General features: G+C 71.1%; 16 protein-coding genes. 6 read left to right on the top strand and 10 right to left on the bottom strand.

Annotation, left to right across the window (positions count from 1 at the left end):
- The first annotated feature begins 50 nt into the window (after positions 1–50).
- From N1F89_RS13825 to N1F89_RS13810, 4 genes are read left to right on the top strand one after another with little or no spacing between them, the layout of a single operon-like run.
- The gene (locus tag N1F89_RS13825) at positions 51–929 is read left to right on the top strand and encodes a branched-chain amino acid ABC transporter permease (protein WP_290084755.1); all 879 of its coding nucleotides are present in this window, start codon (positions 51–53) and stop codon (positions 927–929) included.
- Positions 929–1,819, top strand: coding sequence for a branched-chain amino acid ABC transporter permease (locus N1F89_RS13820; protein ID WP_290084754.1), 891 nt, complete (start codon positions 929–931; stop codon positions 1,817–1,819). Before N1F89_RS13825 ends, N1F89_RS13820 begins: the two co-directional genes overlap by 1 nt.
- Complete coding sequence (locus N1F89_RS13815) at positions 1,816–2,574, top strand: ABC transporter ATP-binding protein (RefSeq protein WP_290084753.1); 759 nt, start codon at positions 1,816–1,818, stop codon at positions 2,572–2,574. Before N1F89_RS13820 ends, N1F89_RS13815 begins: the two co-directional genes overlap by 4 nt.
- A complete protein-coding gene (locus N1F89_RS13810; protein WP_290084752.1) occupies positions 2,571–3,296 on the top strand; it encodes an ABC transporter ATP-binding protein in 726 nt (241 codons plus the stop codon). The genes N1F89_RS13815 and N1F89_RS13810 overlap by 4 nt, the downstream gene beginning before the upstream one ends.
- A gap of 76 nt (positions 3,297–3,372) precedes the next feature.
- Here N1F89_RS13810 and N1F89_RS13805 read toward each other — a convergent pair whose 3' ends face one another.
- From N1F89_RS13805 to N1F89_RS13780, 6 genes are all read right to left on the bottom strand, one after another.
- A complete protein-coding gene (locus N1F89_RS13805; protein ID WP_290084751.1) occupies positions 3,373–4,326 on the bottom strand; it encodes a pyridoxal-phosphate dependent enzyme in 954 nt (317 codons plus the stop codon).
- A 1-nt stretch (position 4,327) separates the two neighbouring features.
- Complete coding sequence (locus tag N1F89_RS13800; RefSeq protein ID WP_290084750.1) at positions 4,328–5,347, bottom strand: succinylglutamate desuccinylase/aspartoacylase family protein; 1,020 nt, start codon at positions 5,345–5,347, stop codon at positions 4,328–4,330.
- A 69-nt stretch (positions 5,348–5,416) separates the two neighbouring features.
- Complete coding sequence (locus tag N1F89_RS13795) at positions 5,417–6,205, bottom strand: transporter substrate-binding domain-containing protein (RefSeq protein ID WP_290084749.1); 789 nt, start codon at positions 6,203–6,205, stop codon at positions 5,417–5,419.
- A 79-nt stretch (positions 6,206–6,284) separates the two neighbouring features.
- Positions 6,285–7,016: an amino acid ABC transporter ATP-binding protein gene (locus N1F89_RS13790; protein WP_290084748.1), complete on the bottom strand. Its 732-nt coding sequence runs from the start codon at positions 7,014–7,016 to the stop codon at positions 6,285–6,287.
- Positions 7,003–7,653: an amino acid ABC transporter permease gene (locus tag N1F89_RS13785; protein WP_290084747.1), complete on the bottom strand. Its 651-nt coding sequence runs from the start codon at positions 7,651–7,653 to the stop codon at positions 7,003–7,005. The genes N1F89_RS13790 and N1F89_RS13785 overlap by 14 nt, the downstream gene beginning before the upstream one ends.
- Positions 7,650–8,321 carry an amino acid ABC transporter permease gene (locus N1F89_RS13780; RefSeq protein ID WP_290084746.1) on the bottom strand — a complete coding sequence of 224 codons (672 nt, stop codon included), beginning with the start codon at positions 8,319–8,321 and terminating at the stop codon, positions 7,650–7,652. The genes N1F89_RS13785 and N1F89_RS13780 overlap by 4 nt, the downstream gene beginning before the upstream one ends.
- Positions 8,322–8,436: 115 nt before the next feature.
- Between N1F89_RS13780 and N1F89_RS13775 the strand changes: the two genes are divergently transcribed.
- Together N1F89_RS13775 and N1F89_RS13770 are read left to right on the top strand one after the other, a co-directional pair.
- A complete protein-coding gene (locus N1F89_RS13775) occupies positions 8,437–9,231 on the top strand; it encodes a helix-turn-helix domain-containing protein (RefSeq protein WP_290084745.1) in 795 nt (264 codons plus the stop codon).
- A gap of 262 nt (positions 9,232–9,493) precedes the next feature.
- Entirely contained in the window at positions 9,494–10,579 is a 1,086-nt protein-coding gene (locus N1F89_RS13770; RefSeq protein ID WP_290084744.1) for a cyclase family protein, read from the top strand.
- A gap of 100 nt (positions 10,580–10,679) precedes the next feature.
- Here N1F89_RS13770 and N1F89_RS13765 read toward each other — a convergent pair whose 3' ends face one another.
- The 4 genes from N1F89_RS13765 to N1F89_RS13750 form a co-directional block, all read right to left on the bottom strand.
- Positions 10,680–11,231 (bottom strand): MarR family transcriptional regulator, encoded by a 552-nt coding sequence (locus N1F89_RS13765; protein ID WP_290084742.1) that lies wholly within the window; start codon positions 11,229–11,231, stop codon positions 10,680–10,682.
- Between the two features lie 134 nt (positions 11,232–11,365).
- Positions 11,366–12,970 carry an indolepyruvate oxidoreductase subunit beta family protein gene (locus N1F89_RS13760; protein WP_290084741.1) on the bottom strand — a complete coding sequence of 535 codons (1,605 nt, stop codon included), beginning with the start codon at positions 12,968–12,970 and terminating at the stop codon, positions 11,366–11,368.
- Positions 12,967–15,126 carry an indolepyruvate ferredoxin oxidoreductase subunit alpha gene (locus tag N1F89_RS13755; protein ID WP_290084740.1) on the bottom strand — a complete coding sequence of 720 codons (2,160 nt, stop codon included), beginning with the start codon at positions 15,124–15,126 and terminating at the stop codon, positions 12,967–12,969. The genes N1F89_RS13760 and N1F89_RS13755 overlap by 4 nt, the downstream gene beginning before the upstream one ends.
- Positions 15,127–15,227: 101 nt before the next feature.
- Positions 15,228–16,544, bottom strand: a complete 1,317-nt coding sequence (locus N1F89_RS13750; protein WP_290084739.1) for a TRAP transporter large permease — start codon at positions 16,542–16,544, stop codon at positions 15,228–15,230.
- Positions 16,545–16,579: the final 35 nt, after the last annotated feature.

The following is a 16,579-nucleotide window of genomic DNA, read 5'->3' as shown; positions in this document are numbered from 1 at the left end:
CCTCGACATGCGGGGCCCCGGTCGGGGCCCCCTTCACAGGAAGACAGTCCTTGAGCCACTCCCAACTCTATCTCAACCTGGCCGTCAACGGGCTCGTCGAGGGCCTGATCATCGCCATGGCGGCGCTCGGCATCACGCTGGTCTACGCGGTGGCCAAGTTTCCCAACGCGGCGACCGGCGATTTCATGACGTTCTCCGCCTACACCGCCAAGGGCGCCTCGGTGCTGGCCGGCGGCAGCCTCGTGTTCGGTGCCGGCGTCGCCGTCCTGGCCAGCGCCCTGCTTGCCGCGCTCGCCTATCTGCTGATCTTCCGCAGGCTGGCCGGCCGCAAGCTCGTCGCGCCGCTCGTCGTGTCAATCGGCCTGGCCTTTCTGATCCGCAACACGCTCACCTTCTTCGTCGGAACCGATCCGACGGTGCTTCCCGTGCCCATCGTGCGCGCGGTGGAGGTCGGCGGCATCTTCCTGCAGCCGCTCGACCTGGCCGTCGCGGCCGGTGCGGCGATTTCGCTCGCCGCCGCCTTCATCGTGCTGCACAAGACGCCGATCGGCCGGCGCATGCGCGCCGTCGCCGGCAATGCGGACCTGGCCCGCGTCAGCGGCATCCGTGCCGGCCGGGTGATGCTGCAGCTCTGGCTACTGGTCGGCATGCTGGCCGCCGTCGCCGGCGTGCTGCTGGCGGCCAAGTCCGTCATCGAGCCGGAGATGGGCTGGCACCTGCTGCTGCCCGCCTTTGCGGCCGCCATCCTGGGCGGTGTCGGCAGCCCGATCGGCGCGCTCGTCGGCGGCGTTCTCATCGGCCTCGCGCAGGAGCTTTCGGTGCCGCTCGTCGGCTCCACCTACAAAGCGGCGGTCGGCTTCGTCGTCATTCTGGTCGTGCTTCTGGTGCGCCCCTCGGGCCTGCTCGGCCGCGACAGGAGCGTTCGCTGATGAGCAGCTATCTGATTGCCGTCACCACGCAGATCGGAATCTACGGTCTGCTGACGCTCAGCCTCAGCCTGCAATACGGCTACACTGGACTCATCAACTTCGGCCAGGTCGGCTTCTACGCCATCGGCGCCTATGCGGCGGCCCTTCTGGGCACGGCGCTCGGCTGGGGGCCATGGGGCAGCCTAGCCGCCGCGGCGCTTTTCGCCGCCGTCGCTGCGGTGCCCATCGGACTGCTGACGCTGCGTCTGCGCGAGGACTATCTGGCCATCGTCACGCTCGGCTTCGCCGAGGTCGTGCGCCTGACGATCGTCGCCGAGGACTGGCTGACCAACGGCACCGCCGGCATCAGCGGCATTGCCCGCCCGTTCGCCGCGCTCGGTGTCGGGATCGAGCGCGATCTCGCCTTTCTTGCGCTGATCCTGGTTGCGCTCGTCCTGGTGGCCGTCGGCCTCGGCGTCATCGTGCGCAGCCCCTTCGGCCGTATCGTGAAGGCGATCCGCGACGACGAGGACGCCGTGCGCGTGCTCGGCAAGGAGCCGTTCGTGCCGCGCATCAAGGTGCTGTGCCTGGGGGCCGCGATCGCCGGTTTCGCCGGCGGGCTGCAGGCGCAGTACATCGGCTATGTCGGCCCCGATCAGTTCATCAGCTACGTCACCTTTATCATCTGGATCGCGATGATTATCGGCGGGACGCGCAGCTTCCTGGGCGCCATTGTCGGTGCTGGCGTGGTGCTGCTGTTCCTCGAGGGATCGCGCTTCCTGCGTGACGAGCTGCCCGACATCAGCGAGACGGCGCTCGCCAGCGCCCGGCTGGCCATCGTCGGCCTGGCGCTGATCCTGACCATGCTCTACCGGCCCGGCGGTCTCGTCGGCGGGAAGGACGCGCGATGAGCCTCGACATCCGCAATGTCAGCAAGGCCTATGGCGGCTTCGTCGCCGTCGACGACGCCAGCCTGTCGGTGCCATCGACCGGCATGGTCGGCCTGATCGGTCCGAACGGCGCCGGCAAGAGCACGCTGTTCTCCGTCATCTCGGGGTTGCTGCGGCCGGATTCGGGCACCGTTGCCTTTGGCGACCAACCGCTGGAGGGGCGCGGTCCGGTGGCGCGCGCCCGGCTGGGGCTCGGGCGCACCTTTCAGGTGCCGCGCGAGTTTGCCAGCCTGACGGTGCGCGAGAACCTGCTCGCCGCGCTGACGGAGCAGAAGGGCGAACGTCTGTTCGACGTGGTGGCGCGCTTCCGCTCGGTCGCCGAGGTCGAGCGGAGCAACCGCGACCGCGTTGCCGGGGCGTTGGAGGAGTTCGGTCTGGCCGCCGTGGCCGACAACCTGGCGAGCAACCTGTCGGGCGGCCAGAAGAAGCTGCTCGAACTGGCGCGCATCTGGATGACCGGCCCCCGGATGCTGCTGCTCGACGAGCCGTTCAGCGGCGTCAATCCCGTCCTCATCGACACCATCTCGCAGCAGATCCTGCGGCTCAATGCGAGCGGCATCGGCTGCCTGATCGTCGAGCACAACATCCCCGCGCTGGCCAACATCGTTGACGTGTTCTGCGCCATGGACCGCGGCCGCACGATCGTCAGCGGTTCACCCGACACCGTGCTGGCCCATCCGATGGTCCGCGAAGCCTATCTGGGACGCAGCCAATGACCGCTCTTCTCGACGCGCAGGACATCCGCGGCGGCTACGACGAGACGCCGATCCTCAACGGCGTCGGCCTGACGATCGACCGCGGCGAGATCGTCACCATCGCCGGCACCAACGGGTCCGGCAAGTCGACGCTCGCCAAGGCGCTGGTGGGTCTGCTGCCACGCTGCAGCGGCACGGTCCGCTTCGACGGCCGCACGCTCGATGCCGTCGCCCCGGAGGACCGCCCGGCGCTCGGGCTGAGCTACGTGCCGCAGGTCGCCAACGTGTTTCCCGAGCTGACCATCGAGGAGAACCTGTGGGTGGTGGAGGGCGTCGGGAACCGGCGCGCCCGCGCCGACGAGCTGTTCGGACGGTTTCCCTCGCTTGCCGAGCGTCGCCGCCAGCTCGCCCGTTCGCTCAGCGGCGGCGAGCGCCAGCAGCTCGCCATCGCCCGCGCGCTGATGCTGCATCCCAAGCTGATGGTGATGGACGAGCCCTCGGCGGCGCTGTCGCCGCGCCTCGTCGAGGAGGTCTTCGCACTGATCCGCGATCTGGCGGCGCAGGAGATCGCCGTTCTTTTGGTCGAGCAGCGCGCCCGCGAGGCGCTCGCCTTCAGCCATCGCGGCTATATCATGAGCAGCGGCCGCATCGTGGCGCAGGACAGCGCCGCCGCCCTGCTCGCCGATCAGGAGCTGGCGCGGCTGTTCCTCGGTCAGGGGCGCAGCAACGCGGCGGCGTCTTAGAGCGTCTCCCGGCGAGACGGGAACCGGTTCGCCCTCCGCCAACGCGCCGGCGAACCGGCCGTAGCCGCCAAGGGGTCTACCCCTCGCCGGCCAGAAGCGCGTCGGGGCCGGCGCCGCAGACGATGGCGCACACGGTTTCGCCCGCTGCGAGCGCCACGCGCTTCTCGCGCAGCGCCGCGATCGCCGCCGCGCCGGACAAATCGGCGGCGAGCCCCATCTCGAACCACAGCCAGCGCGCCGCCGCCAGCATCTCCGCGTCGTCGACCAGGACGAAGCCGTCGACCGTGTCGCGCACGGTCTCGAAGATCGCGTCCTCGGTCCTGGCGCAGGCCATGGTGGCGACCGACGTGGTCACCGCCTCGAGGGCGACGTTGCGGCCGGCCTCCAGCGCGCGCAGCAGCAGCGGGCAGCCGGCCGCCTCCACGCCGATGACGCGGGTCTGCGGGCGTCGCGCCTTGATGGCGCGGCCGACGCCGCTCAACAGGCCGCCGCCGCCGACGGCGACCAGCACGACGTCGACGTCGGGCATGTCCTCGAGGATCTCGAGCGCCACGGTGCCCTGGCCCGCGACGACCAGCGGGTCGGCGAAGGGATGGAAATAGACCGCTCCGCTGCGCGCCACGTGCGCGAGCGCGGCGGCATGCGCCTCGTGCCAGGCCGAGCCGACGATGTGCGTCGCCGCGCCCCAGGCGCGCAGCTTCTCCAATTTGGCCGGGGTCGCGTTGTCGGGCAGGTAGATCGTCGTCGGCACGCCGGCGAGGAAGCCGGCGCGCGCCGTCGCCAGGCCGTGGTTGCCGCCCGACGCCGCGACGATGCCGTTGGCCCACTCGGCCGCGTCGGTGGCGCGCAGCCGGTTGGTGGCGCCGCGCGCCTTGAACGAGCCGGTCGCCTGCAGAAGCTCGAGCTTGAGCGCCACCGCCGCGTCGCCGGGCAGCGCCTCCTTGAGGCAGGTCGCGGCGAGCATCGGCGTGCGCCGCACATGGCCGGCAATGCGGGCGGCGGCGGCCTCGATGTCGTCGATCGTGATCATCTCACAGCTCCCCCGCATAGGGCGCCGCCACGACGGCGCAGCAATTGCCGTGCGTCACCCGGCCGGGCTGGCGGCGGGCGAACAGGATGCCGTCGGCACCGTAGAACACCGGTTCGGGATCGCGCCAGGGGGCGTGGATGTCGTGGATCAGGCCGGCCCGCTCGCCGGCCGCGACCCGCGCGCCGAGCCCGTGCGCGGCCTCGAAGATGCCGTCGCGGGTGGCATAGACGTAGCCGGCGGGTCCCGGGATCTCCAGCACCGCGCCGCTGCCGGTCGGCCCGGCCGGCGGCGCGGCGTCGGCCGGCAGGATGCCGGCATGCGCCAGCACGTTGCGCACGCCGCGCCGGCAGATCGCCAGCGCCTCGCGCGACACCGTGCCCTGGCCGGCCATCTCGGTGCCGACGGTGGTCAGCCCGGCGCGCACGGCGGCGGCCGTCGAGGTGCGCGCCTCGCCGAGATTGCCGATCACCACGGTGAGCGGCGCGCCGAACGCGGCCACCGCGGCGATGTTGCGGCGCATGTGGGCGGCATCGGGTGCCGGCTCGACGATGGCGCTCGGCAGGATGTCGAGCGACGAGCCGCCGGAGTGCAGGTCGACGAGGACGTCGCCGAGCGGGTAGATCACCTCGCTCACATAGGCGGTGATCTGCTGGCTGATCGAGCCGGCCGGATCGCCGGGGAAGGTGCGGTTGAGGTTGAGGCCGTCGACCGGCGAGGTGCGCCGGCCGGCCGCGACGGCGGGCAGGTTGAGCGTCGGAAGGATGATGAGCCGGCCGCAGATCCGCTCCGGCTCGAGGCCGCGGATCAGCTCGCCGAGCGCGATCTGCCCCTCATACTCGTCGCCATGATTGCCGGCCATCAGGATGGCGGTCGGCCCGCTGCCGTTGCGGATCACGCAGACGGGCAGCCGCGTGGCGCCCCAGGCGTCCTCGTGCGGCGAATGCGGGATGGTGAGATAGCCGGTCTGCTTTCCGTCCCGTTCGAAGTCGACGGAGGCGGAGACCGTGGTGTTGCGCGCCATTGTAGGGGGTCCTGCGGGAAATGCGGGGCGGTGGGAAGGGGCCGGCCCTGGCGCCGGCCCCGCAGGCGGTCACATCGACGGGAAGCCGTCGGGCAGCGGCTGGCCGAGCCAGGTCTCGGTGATCGCCGACAGGCGGCCGGTCATCAGGTTGTAGAAGATGAACGTGTCGAGCCAGCGCAGCAGCTCCGGGCTGCCCTGCTGGACGGCGACATGGGTCGGCGACAGGCGCAGGATGAACTTGGCCTCCAGCGCGGTGTCCGGCTCGCGTTCGCTGAGCTCCTTGGCCACCACGTTGGCGGTCGCGAGAAGCTCGGTCTGGCCCGACAGATAGGCCGCCGCCGCCGTCGCGTCGTCGTCGAAGCGCTTGATGTTGGCCTCCGGCGCGGCCGCCGTCAGCTCGATGTCCTGGGTCGTGCCGCGGGCCACCGCGATGCTGGTGTCGCCGAGGTCGCCCGGCGCCGCGACGGCGATCTCCGCCGGGCCGAACACGCCGATCGACAGCGCCGAATAGGGCGAGGAGAAGGCGACCTGCTGGGCCCGCTCCGGCGTCGCGCCCATCGCCGCGATGACCACGTCGAGCCGGTCGGTCACCAGATAGGGTACCCGGTTGGCGCTGGTGATCTGCTGCAGCTCGACCTCGACGCCGAGTGCCTCGCCGATCGCCCGCGCCACGTCCACGTCGAGGCCGATCGGCTGGTTCTGGGCGTCCATGTAGCCGAATGGCGGCACGTCGATCGGCACGCCGATCCGCACGGTCCCCTGGTCGATGATCTCCTGCAGCTCGGCCGATTGGGCCGGGCCGGCGAGGCCGGTGGCGACGGCGGCCGCGGCCGCCAGTCCGATCAGTTTGCGCAGCATGGCATTCCTCCCTGTTTTGCGTTCGTTGCGGACAATCGTGCGTCCGGCGCCGGCCCTGCTGCCGGCGGCCGGCCGCCGATCAGTGCAGGACGGCGGCCAGAAACGCCTTGAGCTCGGGCGTCTGCGGATCGCGCAGGATCTCCTGCGAAGGTCCGTCCTCGTGGATGCGCCCGTCGTGCATGAAGATGACGCGGTCGGCGACGTTGCGGGCGAAGTTCATCTCGTGCGTGACGAGCATCATGGTCATGCCCTCGCGGGCCAGCTCCTCGAGCACGCGCAGCACCTCGCCGACGAGCTCGGGATCGAGCGCCGAGGTGATCTCGTCGAACAGCATCATGCTGGGCTGCATGGCGAGCGAGCGGGCGATCGCCACGCGCTGCTGCTGGCCGCCGGACAGCTCGTCGGGATAGGCCTGCAGCTTGTCGGCGAGGCCGACCTTGCCGACCATCGCGCGGGCGACCTGCGCGGCCTGCGCGTCGCTCATCTTGCGCACCAGCTTGAGCGCCAGCTTGACGTTGCGCTCGACCGTCAGGTGCGGGAACAGGTTGTAGCTCTGGAACACCATGCCGACGCGCGCGCGCAGCCGGTTGAGGTCGGCGTCGGGCGACGTGACCGCGATGCCGGCGACCGTCATCTCGCCCTCCTGCACCGCCTCCAGCGCGTTGAGGCAGCGCAGCAGCGTCGACTTGCCCGAGCCCGAGCGGCCGATGACGGCGACGGTCTCGCCCTCCTCGATCGACAGGGTGATGCCCTTGAGCACCTCGTGCGCGCCGAACCGCTTGACCACGTTGCGCAGGCTAACGAGCGACATGGAGCCTCCTTTCCAGCACCTGGCTCGCCCACGACAGGCTGAAGCACAGGACGAAATAGATCGCGGCGGCGGCCAGATAGACGGTCAGCGGCGCGAAGGTGGCCGCCGTCATGATCTGGCTTGCCCGCGTCAGCTCGACGAAGCCGATCAGCGCGGTGAGCGACGTGTTCTTGACGATCTGCACGAGGAAGCCGACGGTCGGCGCCACCGAGATGCGCACCGCCTGCGGCAGCACGACATGGCTGAAGCGCTGCCGGTAGGTGAGGCCGAGCGCGGCGCCGGCCTCCCACTGGCGCTGCGGCACGGCCTGCAGCGAGCCGCGCCAGATCTCGCCCAGGAAGGCGCTGGAATAGAGTGACAGCGCCACCACGGCGGCCGTCCAGGCGTCGACCGACAGCCCGAACAGCGGCAGGCCGAAGAACAGCACGAAGAGCTGGCCGAGCAGCGGCGTGCCCTGGATCAGGTTGATGTAGCCGATCGCGAACCAGTTGAGCGGCGCCACCGGCACGATGCGCAGCACGGCGATGGCCAGGCCGAGCACACCGCCGCCCAGCGCGGCGGCCAGCGAAAGCAGCACCGTCCAGCGCGCCGCCATCAGCAGGAAGCCGAAATCGGCGAGGGCGAAGTCGCGGATCATCGCGCCGGCCTGCGCACGAAGACGGCCCAGTAGACGGTCGAGAAGAAGGCGCGGAAGACAAGGGTGAGGCCGAGATAGACGACGGTGATGAGCGCGTAGGCCTCGAACGAACGGTAGGTGCGCGATTCGATGAAGGCGGCCTGGTGGAACAGCTCGGTGGCGCCGATCGACGAGACGATGCTGGTGGCCAGCATCAGCAGGATGAACTGGCTCGCCATCGCCGGGTAGATCGCCTTCATGGCCTGGAACAGGACGACGTGGAAGAAGGTCTGGCCGGCGGTCAGGCCGAGCGAGCGGCCGGCCTCGACCTGGCTGACGCGCACGGATTCGATGCCGGCGCGGAAGATCTCCGCGCTGTAGGCGCCGAGATTGACGGCGAGCGCAATGAGCGCCGCCTCGTTGGCCGGCAGCCGGATGCCGACCGAGGGCAGGCCGTAGAAGACGATGAAGAGCTGCACCAGCAGCGGCGTGTTGCGGATCGCCTCGACATAGCCGCGCGCGATCGCGCGCATCCAGGCGGCCGGCGCCTTGCGCATGACGGCGAAGGCGAGGCCGATGACGAGCCCCAGCGCCATGGTGGCGAGCGACAGCTGCAGCGTCAGCAGGACGCCTTCGACGATCTCGTCGCGATAGCGCCAAAGAGCTGCAAATTTAAAGCTGTAGTCCATAAATGCACAGACCTCTCTCCCGATGGGCGTTTTCGGCGCCCAGTCCATGCGTCTTTGGGTTTATGAACGTTAGAATCGCTTCATATATGTTGTCAATCGATGTATATGAATTGGCATGACGGGAAAGACAGTGACCAGCTACGCCGCCCCCGCGCTCGAGAAGGGGCTCGACATCCTCGAGGTTCTGGCCGCCGAGGGCGCGCCGATGAGCACCCGCGCGCTGGCCGAGGCGCTCGGCCGCTCGAAGGGCGAGATCTTCCGCATGGTCCACGTCCTGGTGGCGCGCGGCTATGTCGAGCGCGAGCCGGCCGGCGACCGGCTGATGCTGTCCAACCGGCTGTTCAGCCTCGGCATGAAGACGGCGCGCGCCCGCGAGCTGGTCGCCGTGGCGACGCCGGTGGTCGAGCGCTTCGCCGGCGAGGTGCAGCAGGCGGCGCATCTGGTCGTCGCCCATCGCGGCGAGACCGTCATCATCGTCGCCTGCTCGGGCGGCGCCGACATGAACTTCTCGCTCAAGCTGGGCTACCGGCGGCCGCTCGCCGACGCCCATTCGGGCCTGATCCTGATGAGCTTCCAGCCGCCGCATCTGCGCGAGCGCATGATCGCCGAAAGCCTGGTCCTGATGCGCGATCCGCCCGACCGGGCGAGCCTTGCGGCCGAGCTCGACGCCGTGCGCGCCGAGGGCGGCATCATCCGCGAGAGCCGCGACATCGTCGGCATCACCGACATCGTGTGCCCGATCCTGGTCGGCGAGGGGCGGGCGGTCGCCTGCGTCACCGTGGCGGCGGTGGCGCGCCGCGGCGCGGTGCCGAACCACGGCGCCATCCTGGCGCGCCTCAAGGCCGCCTGCGCCGAGATCGCCGCCGGCCTGGACCCGGCGACGCCCGTCCTGCCGGGGGAGGAGCCTTAGTCGCGAGGTCTCTCCACGGCGCCCGTTCCGGGCGCCGCACCGGCGGCCTCATGACCGACAGGCGCACGCCCCGGCCTCCGCCGGTCGGTCCGCCTTTTCGAGGCGGATGTGCTGCGCGCCCAGTCGGCCGACGACGGCGCCGGCCGTCCGCCGCTCTCTCGCATGCCTGCTCGACTCCCTCCCGCCCGCCTGATTATATGTAAATGCAAATAAATCGGCCGGTCGCGGCGCGGCCGGCCGGTACAGGCAAGGGAGGATCATCATGAAAAAGCTTCTGGGTGCCGTGGCGGCACTTGCCCTGGCCGGCGCGAGCGGGGCGTTCGCCCAGTCCGACGGCCTGGCCGACGCGGTCGAGCGCTCCAAGGCGCTGGTGCCGAGCCCGCCCTGGGGCGCGGGCGACCAGGTCGGCATGGCCAACGCGCTCGGCCAGGGCACCTGGCTGCGCTGCGCGGCGCACCTGGCGGCGGCCGGCGCCAAGGCCTACGAGCTGTCGCACGAGCGCTCCAACACCATGCCGCTGTCGCCCTTCGGCGTGCCGCTCGAATATGTCTTCCGGCCGACCGTCGGCATTCCCGGCACGCTGCACGCCTTCAACGGCGAGGAGGTGAAGAGCGGCGAGCCCGGCGCCCAGGGCACGCAGATGGACGCGCTCGGCCATTTCGCCGTGCTGCCGGAAGCCTGGGACGGGCAGGGGGCGTTTCCGGCCGACAAGGCGCGCTACTACGGCGGCTACAGCCAGGCGGAGGTCAAGCCGACGCCGGACTCGCCGCTGCGCAAGCTCGGCATCGAGCACGTGCCGCCGATCGTCACCTCGGCCGTGCTGCTCGACGCCAAGGCGCACAATGGCGGCGCGGCGCTGGGGCCGGGCGACCGGGTGACGGCGGCCGACATCGAGGCGATGCTCGCCGCGCAGGGCCTGGTCGAGCGCGGCATCCTGCCCGGCGACGTCGTCTACATCCGCACCGGCTGGGGCGAGCGCTGGCAGGACCCGGCCGGCGACACGCCCTACTACACGATGGGGCCGGGGCTGGCCTACGACGCCGCGCAGTATCTCGCCGACAAGCGCATCGTGCTGCTGGCGCTCGACAATCCCTTCACCGATCCGGTCAACGAGGGGGCGCTCGCCGGCCAGGCCGGCCCGCCGGAGGGCACGCCCGAGGGGCTGCCCTTCGCGATCCACAGCTTCAACCTGGCCGAAGCCGGCATCCACCAGATCCAGAACGCCCGGCTCGCCGCGCTGGCCGACGACCGGGTGTGGACCTCGTGCACGATGATCCTGCCGCTGCGCTCGCGCGGCGGCTCCGGCTCGCCGGTGCGGCCGGTCTCGATCGGCGCGCCCGCGCCATGAGCGTCAGGGCCGGTCCGCGGCTCACCCACGCGCGGATCGGCTCCGGCGCGCTGTCTTGAGGCGCCTGCCAGCGGAAGCGCCTTCCGCCGCCTGGAAACGGCTAGCGCCGGCGCGGCACGATCCGCGCCGGCCCGCCCTGCGAGCCGTCGTCGGCCACGTCGTAGGCCTCGAGATTGCGCGTCATGCGGCGCACCGCCTTCTTGAGATCGGCCTTCTCGCTGTCGGAGAAGCCCATCACCACGCGCTCGGCATGCGCCAGGCTCATGGCGCGCACCTTCTCGTAGGCGCGCCGGCCCTCGTCGGTCATCGACACGGTGACGACGCGCCCGTCCGGGCCGCCGCGCTCGCGCCGTACCAGCGCCTGCTGCTCCATGCGCATCACCAGCCGGCTGAGCGTCGACTGCTCGATCATCGCGTAGTCGGCCAGGTCGTTGATGGTCACGGCGCGCGCCGAATCCAGCACCGCCAGCACCCGCCAGTCCGAGATGCCGAGGCCATAGGCGCGCAGGTCGCGGTTGAGCCGCCGGCTCATGCGGAAGGCGAGCCGGTTGATGAGATAGGGCAGGATGTTGTCGAGCAGCACCGTGCGCCGCCCGGCATCGCCGCGCTCCGGCTCGTCCTCGCTTTCCGTCCGCTCCTGCGTCGGGCTCACGGCGACGCCCCGTCGCGCTCCGCCCTGTGCGTCGTGACGGAGTGAGAACGCATGCTTCGTCTCCTTGTGGTCGCGTCGCTATTTGCGAGGGACCGGTTCCCGCGTTCCCGCGCGCGATGCTTCGGCAGACCGTGCTAGTCGGCTTTCTCTTCCGCCGCAAGCGCTGCGCCGTCGCCGGCGAAGGAGTGCACCGTGCGCAGCGCGCCGTCGAGCGCGCTGCCCGCCTCGTCCTTGAGCGCCGCCTCGCGCAGCCGGCGCAGCCAGTCGGCGCCGTCCTCGCGCGCCACGAGCAGCGGCACCGCCCCGAGCACGCGGTCGAACTTCGACAGGCCGCGTTCGTGCGTGTCGCTGTAGCCCTTGATCAGCCGGCGACAAAGCACGATCTCGACGGCCAGCGGATAGTTCCGCCGCGCCGTCGCCAGCGCGCCGGCGAGCCACTCGTCGACATGGGCGACCTCGCGCTGGTGGCGCAGCAGCCGGCGGCGCCAGCGGCGCAGGCCGGCGAGGCCGAACAGCACGGTGAACCAGACCAGCGAATCCGAGCGCACCCGGCGGCCGCGGTTGACGACGCGGTCGAGCAGCGCGAACAGGCGCGGCCGCGCCTCGATCGCGCGGCCGAGCTCGGCCGGCAGCATCGAGCAGACCTCGGCGCCGCGCGGATGCATGTACTCGGTGAGCTGGACGACGGCGTCGGCCGGCGCCTCGACCTCGCGCGCGATGCGCGCGAAGCGCGCGGCGCGCGTCTTGCGGTCGGCGACGCGGATGACGTCGTCATAGGCCATCGCGTTGGCGACGTGCTTGGCCGCCGCCATCGACAGCGCCCAGTCGCGCGCCGCGCCGCCGGTCTCGCCGTCGACGCGCAGCACGGCGTCGAGCCGGTCGAGATACTCCTCGCCATAGGCGAGGTCCTGGAAGTCGACGACCTTTTCCAGCCCGCGCATCGTCATGTCGCACACCGCCGGCGGAAAGGCCGCGGCGCGCGCGGCGAGCGCCTGCCAGCGGGCGACGAGCGCCTGCGGCCCGCTCGGGGCGCGGCGTTCCGGCGACGCCGGCGCCTCGGCCGCGGCGTCGGCCGCATCCGCGTGCCGCGCCCTGTCATAGGCGCGCGCGAACGCCGCCAGGCTCGCCTCGACGCCGCGGCCGCCCTTGCGGATCGCGTTCTCGAAGGCGGCGCGCTCGAAGGGCAGGGCGCCGCAGCCGGCGAGCGCGCCGAACAGGCTGGCCGAGATCATCGTGCCCGCCTCGGCGGCGATGCGGTCCATGTCGAAGCCGACGAAGCGCCGCGCCGCGCTGCGCACGGTGGCGAGCACCGCCTCGCCGTCGGCGATGCCGTTGCCGGCGACGATCTTCTCGGACACGGCGAGCATGCGGTGGGTGGAGGCGATCAGCGTGGTGCGCTCGGGCGTCACCAGGCCGCGCATCACCGCGCGCCCGGCCTCCATCAGCTCGGCCGCCACGACGATGTCGACGTCGCCCGGCGAGGGCATCAGCGCCAGCACCGGCAGCCGTTCGGTGCGCGGCGTCATCTCGATGCTGTAGATGGTGGCGCCGGTGCGCTGGGCGACGCCCGGCACCGAGGTGGTCTGCACCGCATAGCCGCTCTGCTCGGCTGCCTGCACGATCCAGTCCGACAGGACGCCGCCGCCCTGGCCGCCGACGGCGAGGATGGCGAGCTTGATGATGTGCGGACCGGCAACGGGGGTTGCCGCGGCCGCGTCGGGCTCGGTGGCGAGGGTCATGCGACGGCGTCTCCGGCGAAGGTCAGGCGGCGGCGCTGGCGCCAGCCGGCGAGGGCGCGGGTGGCGCGCTGCCGCAGCCGCGTCATGGCACGCTCGAGCCGGGTGGGATTGCGGATGACGTCGGCCCGGTAGAAGGAGGGGCACAGCACGGCCGCGTCGGCGACCTCGCCGCAATTGCCGCAGCCCACGCAGCTCTGGTCGATCGCCGCGACGGGATCGTCGCGCAGCGGGTCGTCGAGCGTCTTGACGCTGAGCGACGGGCAGCCCGACAGCCGCATGCAGGCGTGGTCGCCGGTGCACACGTCCTCGTCGACGCCGAAGCGCGGCTTCACCACCCGCTTGCCGTCCTTGAGGGCGGCGGCCATCAGCGGCTTTTCGCGGCGCTGGCGGTTGAGCATGCACTCCGACGCCGCGACGATCACCTTCGGCCCCTTCTCCGGCGTCGTCAGCGCCTCGGCCAGCGTGTCGCGCATCCGGCCGACGTCGTAGGTGCGGTCGATCTGGCGCACCCATTTGACGCCGACGCCCCGGACCGCGTCGGCGATCGGGTGGTTGGTCGATTTCGAGCGGTTCTCGGCGCGCGACGACAGCACGTCCTGGCCGCCGGTGGCGGCCGAATAGTAGTTGTCGACGATCAGGATGACGCCGTCGGCCTCGTTGTAGACCGCGTTGCCGACGCTCGAGGCCAGGCCGTTGTGCCAGAAGCCGCCGTCGCCGATGATCGAGATCGGCCGCTTGCCGCCGCCGCCGTGGAAGGCGGCGTTGGAGGCCGGGCCGAGGCCGTAGCCCATCGTCGTGCCGCCGATCTCGAAGGGCGGCAGGATGGAGAACAGATGGCAGCCGATGTCGGCGGCGACCTGGCGCTTGCCGTGCTCCTTCTCGACCAGCTTCATGGCCGCGAAGATCGGCCGCTCGGGACAGCCGGTGCAGAAGCCCGGCGGCCGCTGCGGCACGATCTCGGCGAGCTCCGGCGCGGGCTGCGGTCCCCGCGGCCGGTTCGGCGCCCGGTGCTCCGGCGCCAGCATCTCGGGATCGTGCGCGCGCAGGAAGCGGCCGACGCCCTCGAGCATCACCTGGCCGGTGTACTCGCCGGCCATCGGCAGCATCGTCTTGCCGAACACCCGTGTCGTGCCGCCGCCGGCATGCAGCATCGCGCCGATCGCCTGCTCGATGTAGTTGGGCTGGCCCTCCTCGACCACGAGCACGGCGTCCTTGTCCTGGCAGAACGCCGCGATCTCGTCGTCGACCAGCGGGTAGGTGACGTTGAGCACGTAGAGCGGCACCTGCGTGTCGCCGTGCAGGTCGGCCAGGCCGAGCCGCTGCAGCGCGCGCACGACGGAGTTGTACATGCCGCCCTGCAGGATGATGCCGACCCTGCCGGCCGACGGCCCGAAGACCTCGTTCAGGCCGTGCTCCTTGATGAAGGCCTGCGCGGCCGGCCAGCGCGTGGCGATCTTCTCCTGCTCGTGCGCGAAGGCGGCCGGCGGCAGCACGATGCGGTCGGTCTGCCGGCGCGGATTGTCGAGCGCCTCGCGCACGGTCAGCGGCGGCCGGCGGTTGGCCTTGGTCTCGAACGCGCCGTAGAGGTGGCAGGCGCGGATGCGCACCTCCAGCATCACCGGCGTGTTGGTCGCCTCCGAGAGCGCGAAGCCGTCCTCGACCGCCTTGACGATCGAGGGCAGGTTGGGGCGCGGATCGAGCAGCCAGATCTGCGACTTCATGGCGAAGGCGTGGCTGCGCTCCTGCATGATGGAGGAGCCTTCGCCGTAGTCCTCGCCGACGATGACGAGCGCGCCGCCGGTCACGCCGCCGGAGGCGAGGTTGGCGAGCGCGTCGGAGGCGACGTTGGTGCCGACCGTCGACTTGAAGGCGACCGCGCCGCGGATCGGGTAGTGCACCGAGGCGGCCAGCATGGCGGCGGCCGCCGCCTCGGACGCGTTGGCCTCGTAGCGCACGCCGAGCTCGGCCAGGATGTCCTGCGCGTCGGCCAGCACGTCCATCAGGTGCGAGATCGGCGCCCCCTGGTAGCCGCCGACATAGCCGACGCCGCATTGCAGCAGCGCCTTGGTGATGGCGAGGATGCCTTCGCCGTGGAAGGTCTCTCCGTCTCCCAGGCGCAGCTTCTCGACTTCCTTGGCGAAGGAGCGTTCAGCCATTCGCGCGGCCTCCTCTGAGCTCGATCCATCGAACTATATTCATTTGCATATAATATCGTCTGTGCAAAGGCCCGCCGGCCGGGTCGCCCGTGCACGGCGGCTCAGCGGCCGAGCTGGGCCGGCAGCCAGGTTCCCAGCTCGGGGAAGGCGAGCACCAGGATCAGCACCGCGAGCTTGGCGACCACGAAGGGCGCCACCGCGGCATAGACGTGGCTCATCCGGATCCAGCTCGGCGCCACGCCCTTCATGACGAACAGAAGCAGCCCGAAGGGCGGCGTCAGCAGCGCGATCTCCATGGTCAGCAGGTACATCACGCCGAGGATCAGCTCGTCGATGCCCGCCGCCCGCGCCAGCGGCACGAAGATCGGCACCGTCACCATCAGCATGCTGACCTGGTCGATGAAGCAGCCGAGGAACAGCAGGATCAGGATCATGCCGATCAGGATCTGCAGCGACGACAGCTCCATCGTCTGGATCAGCTTGATCAGGCCGCCCGTCGCGCCGCTGAACGACAGGATCTGGCTGAAGGTCTGGCTGGCGGCGATGATGAACAGGATCATCACCGACAGCTTGACCGTCTCCATGACGGCGACCGACAGGTTCTTCAGGCTGAGCGAGCGGTAGCCGGCGCCGGCCACGACCGCCGCGATGCAGCCGAGCGCGGCCGATTCGGTCGGCGTGGCGAGGCCGGCGAGCAGGCTGCCGATGACGACGACGAAGATGCCCGACAGCGGCAGCACATGGGTGACGAACGGCTTCCAGCGCTGCCAGGCCGTCATCGGCGGCAGCTCGTCCTGCGGCGCGAGCTGCGGGCGCAGCAGCGCCGAGACCACGATGATGGCGACGCAGGCCGCCGACAGAAGCAGCGCCGGCACGATGCCGGCGACCAGCAGGCCGGCGATCGAGATGCCGGCCAGGCTGCCGACCAGCACGGCGAGCGCCGACGGCGGGATCAGCATGGCGATCGCGCCCGACGCCATGATCGGCCCCATGGCGAGCGTCGGGTGATAGCCGCGCTTGAGCATCGACGGCAGCAGCGTCGAGCCCAGCATCGCCGTGTTGGCGATGGTCGATCCCGACAGCGCGGCGAAGATCGTGCCGGCGAACACGGTGACGATCGACAGCCGGCCGGGCACGCGCGTCACCACGCGGTCGACGGCGTCGATGGCGCGGTGGGCGACGCGGGTCTGGAACAGGATCTCGCCCATCAGGATGAACAGCGGGATCGGCGTGAGCTGGAAGCTGGTGATCGACTGGACCGAGTTGCGCGCCATCTGCACCAGCCCGATCTCGCCGCCGAGGATGGCGAACGCGCCGACGAGGTTGACGGCGATGAAGGCGAAGGCGACGGGCAGGCCGGCCGCCAGCAGCGCGACCAGCCCGCCGAGCATCAGGAGGAGAATGAGCGGCCAGTCCACGGGCTAGCGCCTCGCGCCGGCGGGCCGGGCCGTCC

It is taken from the genome of Aquibium sp. A9E412 (assembly GCF_030398335.1).
GTDB lineage: Bacteria > Pseudomonadota > Alphaproteobacteria > Rhizobiales > Rhizobiaceae > A9E412.
Note: the sequence above shows the minus strand (reverse complement) of the source record. Positions and strands in the feature narration are given on the sequence as shown.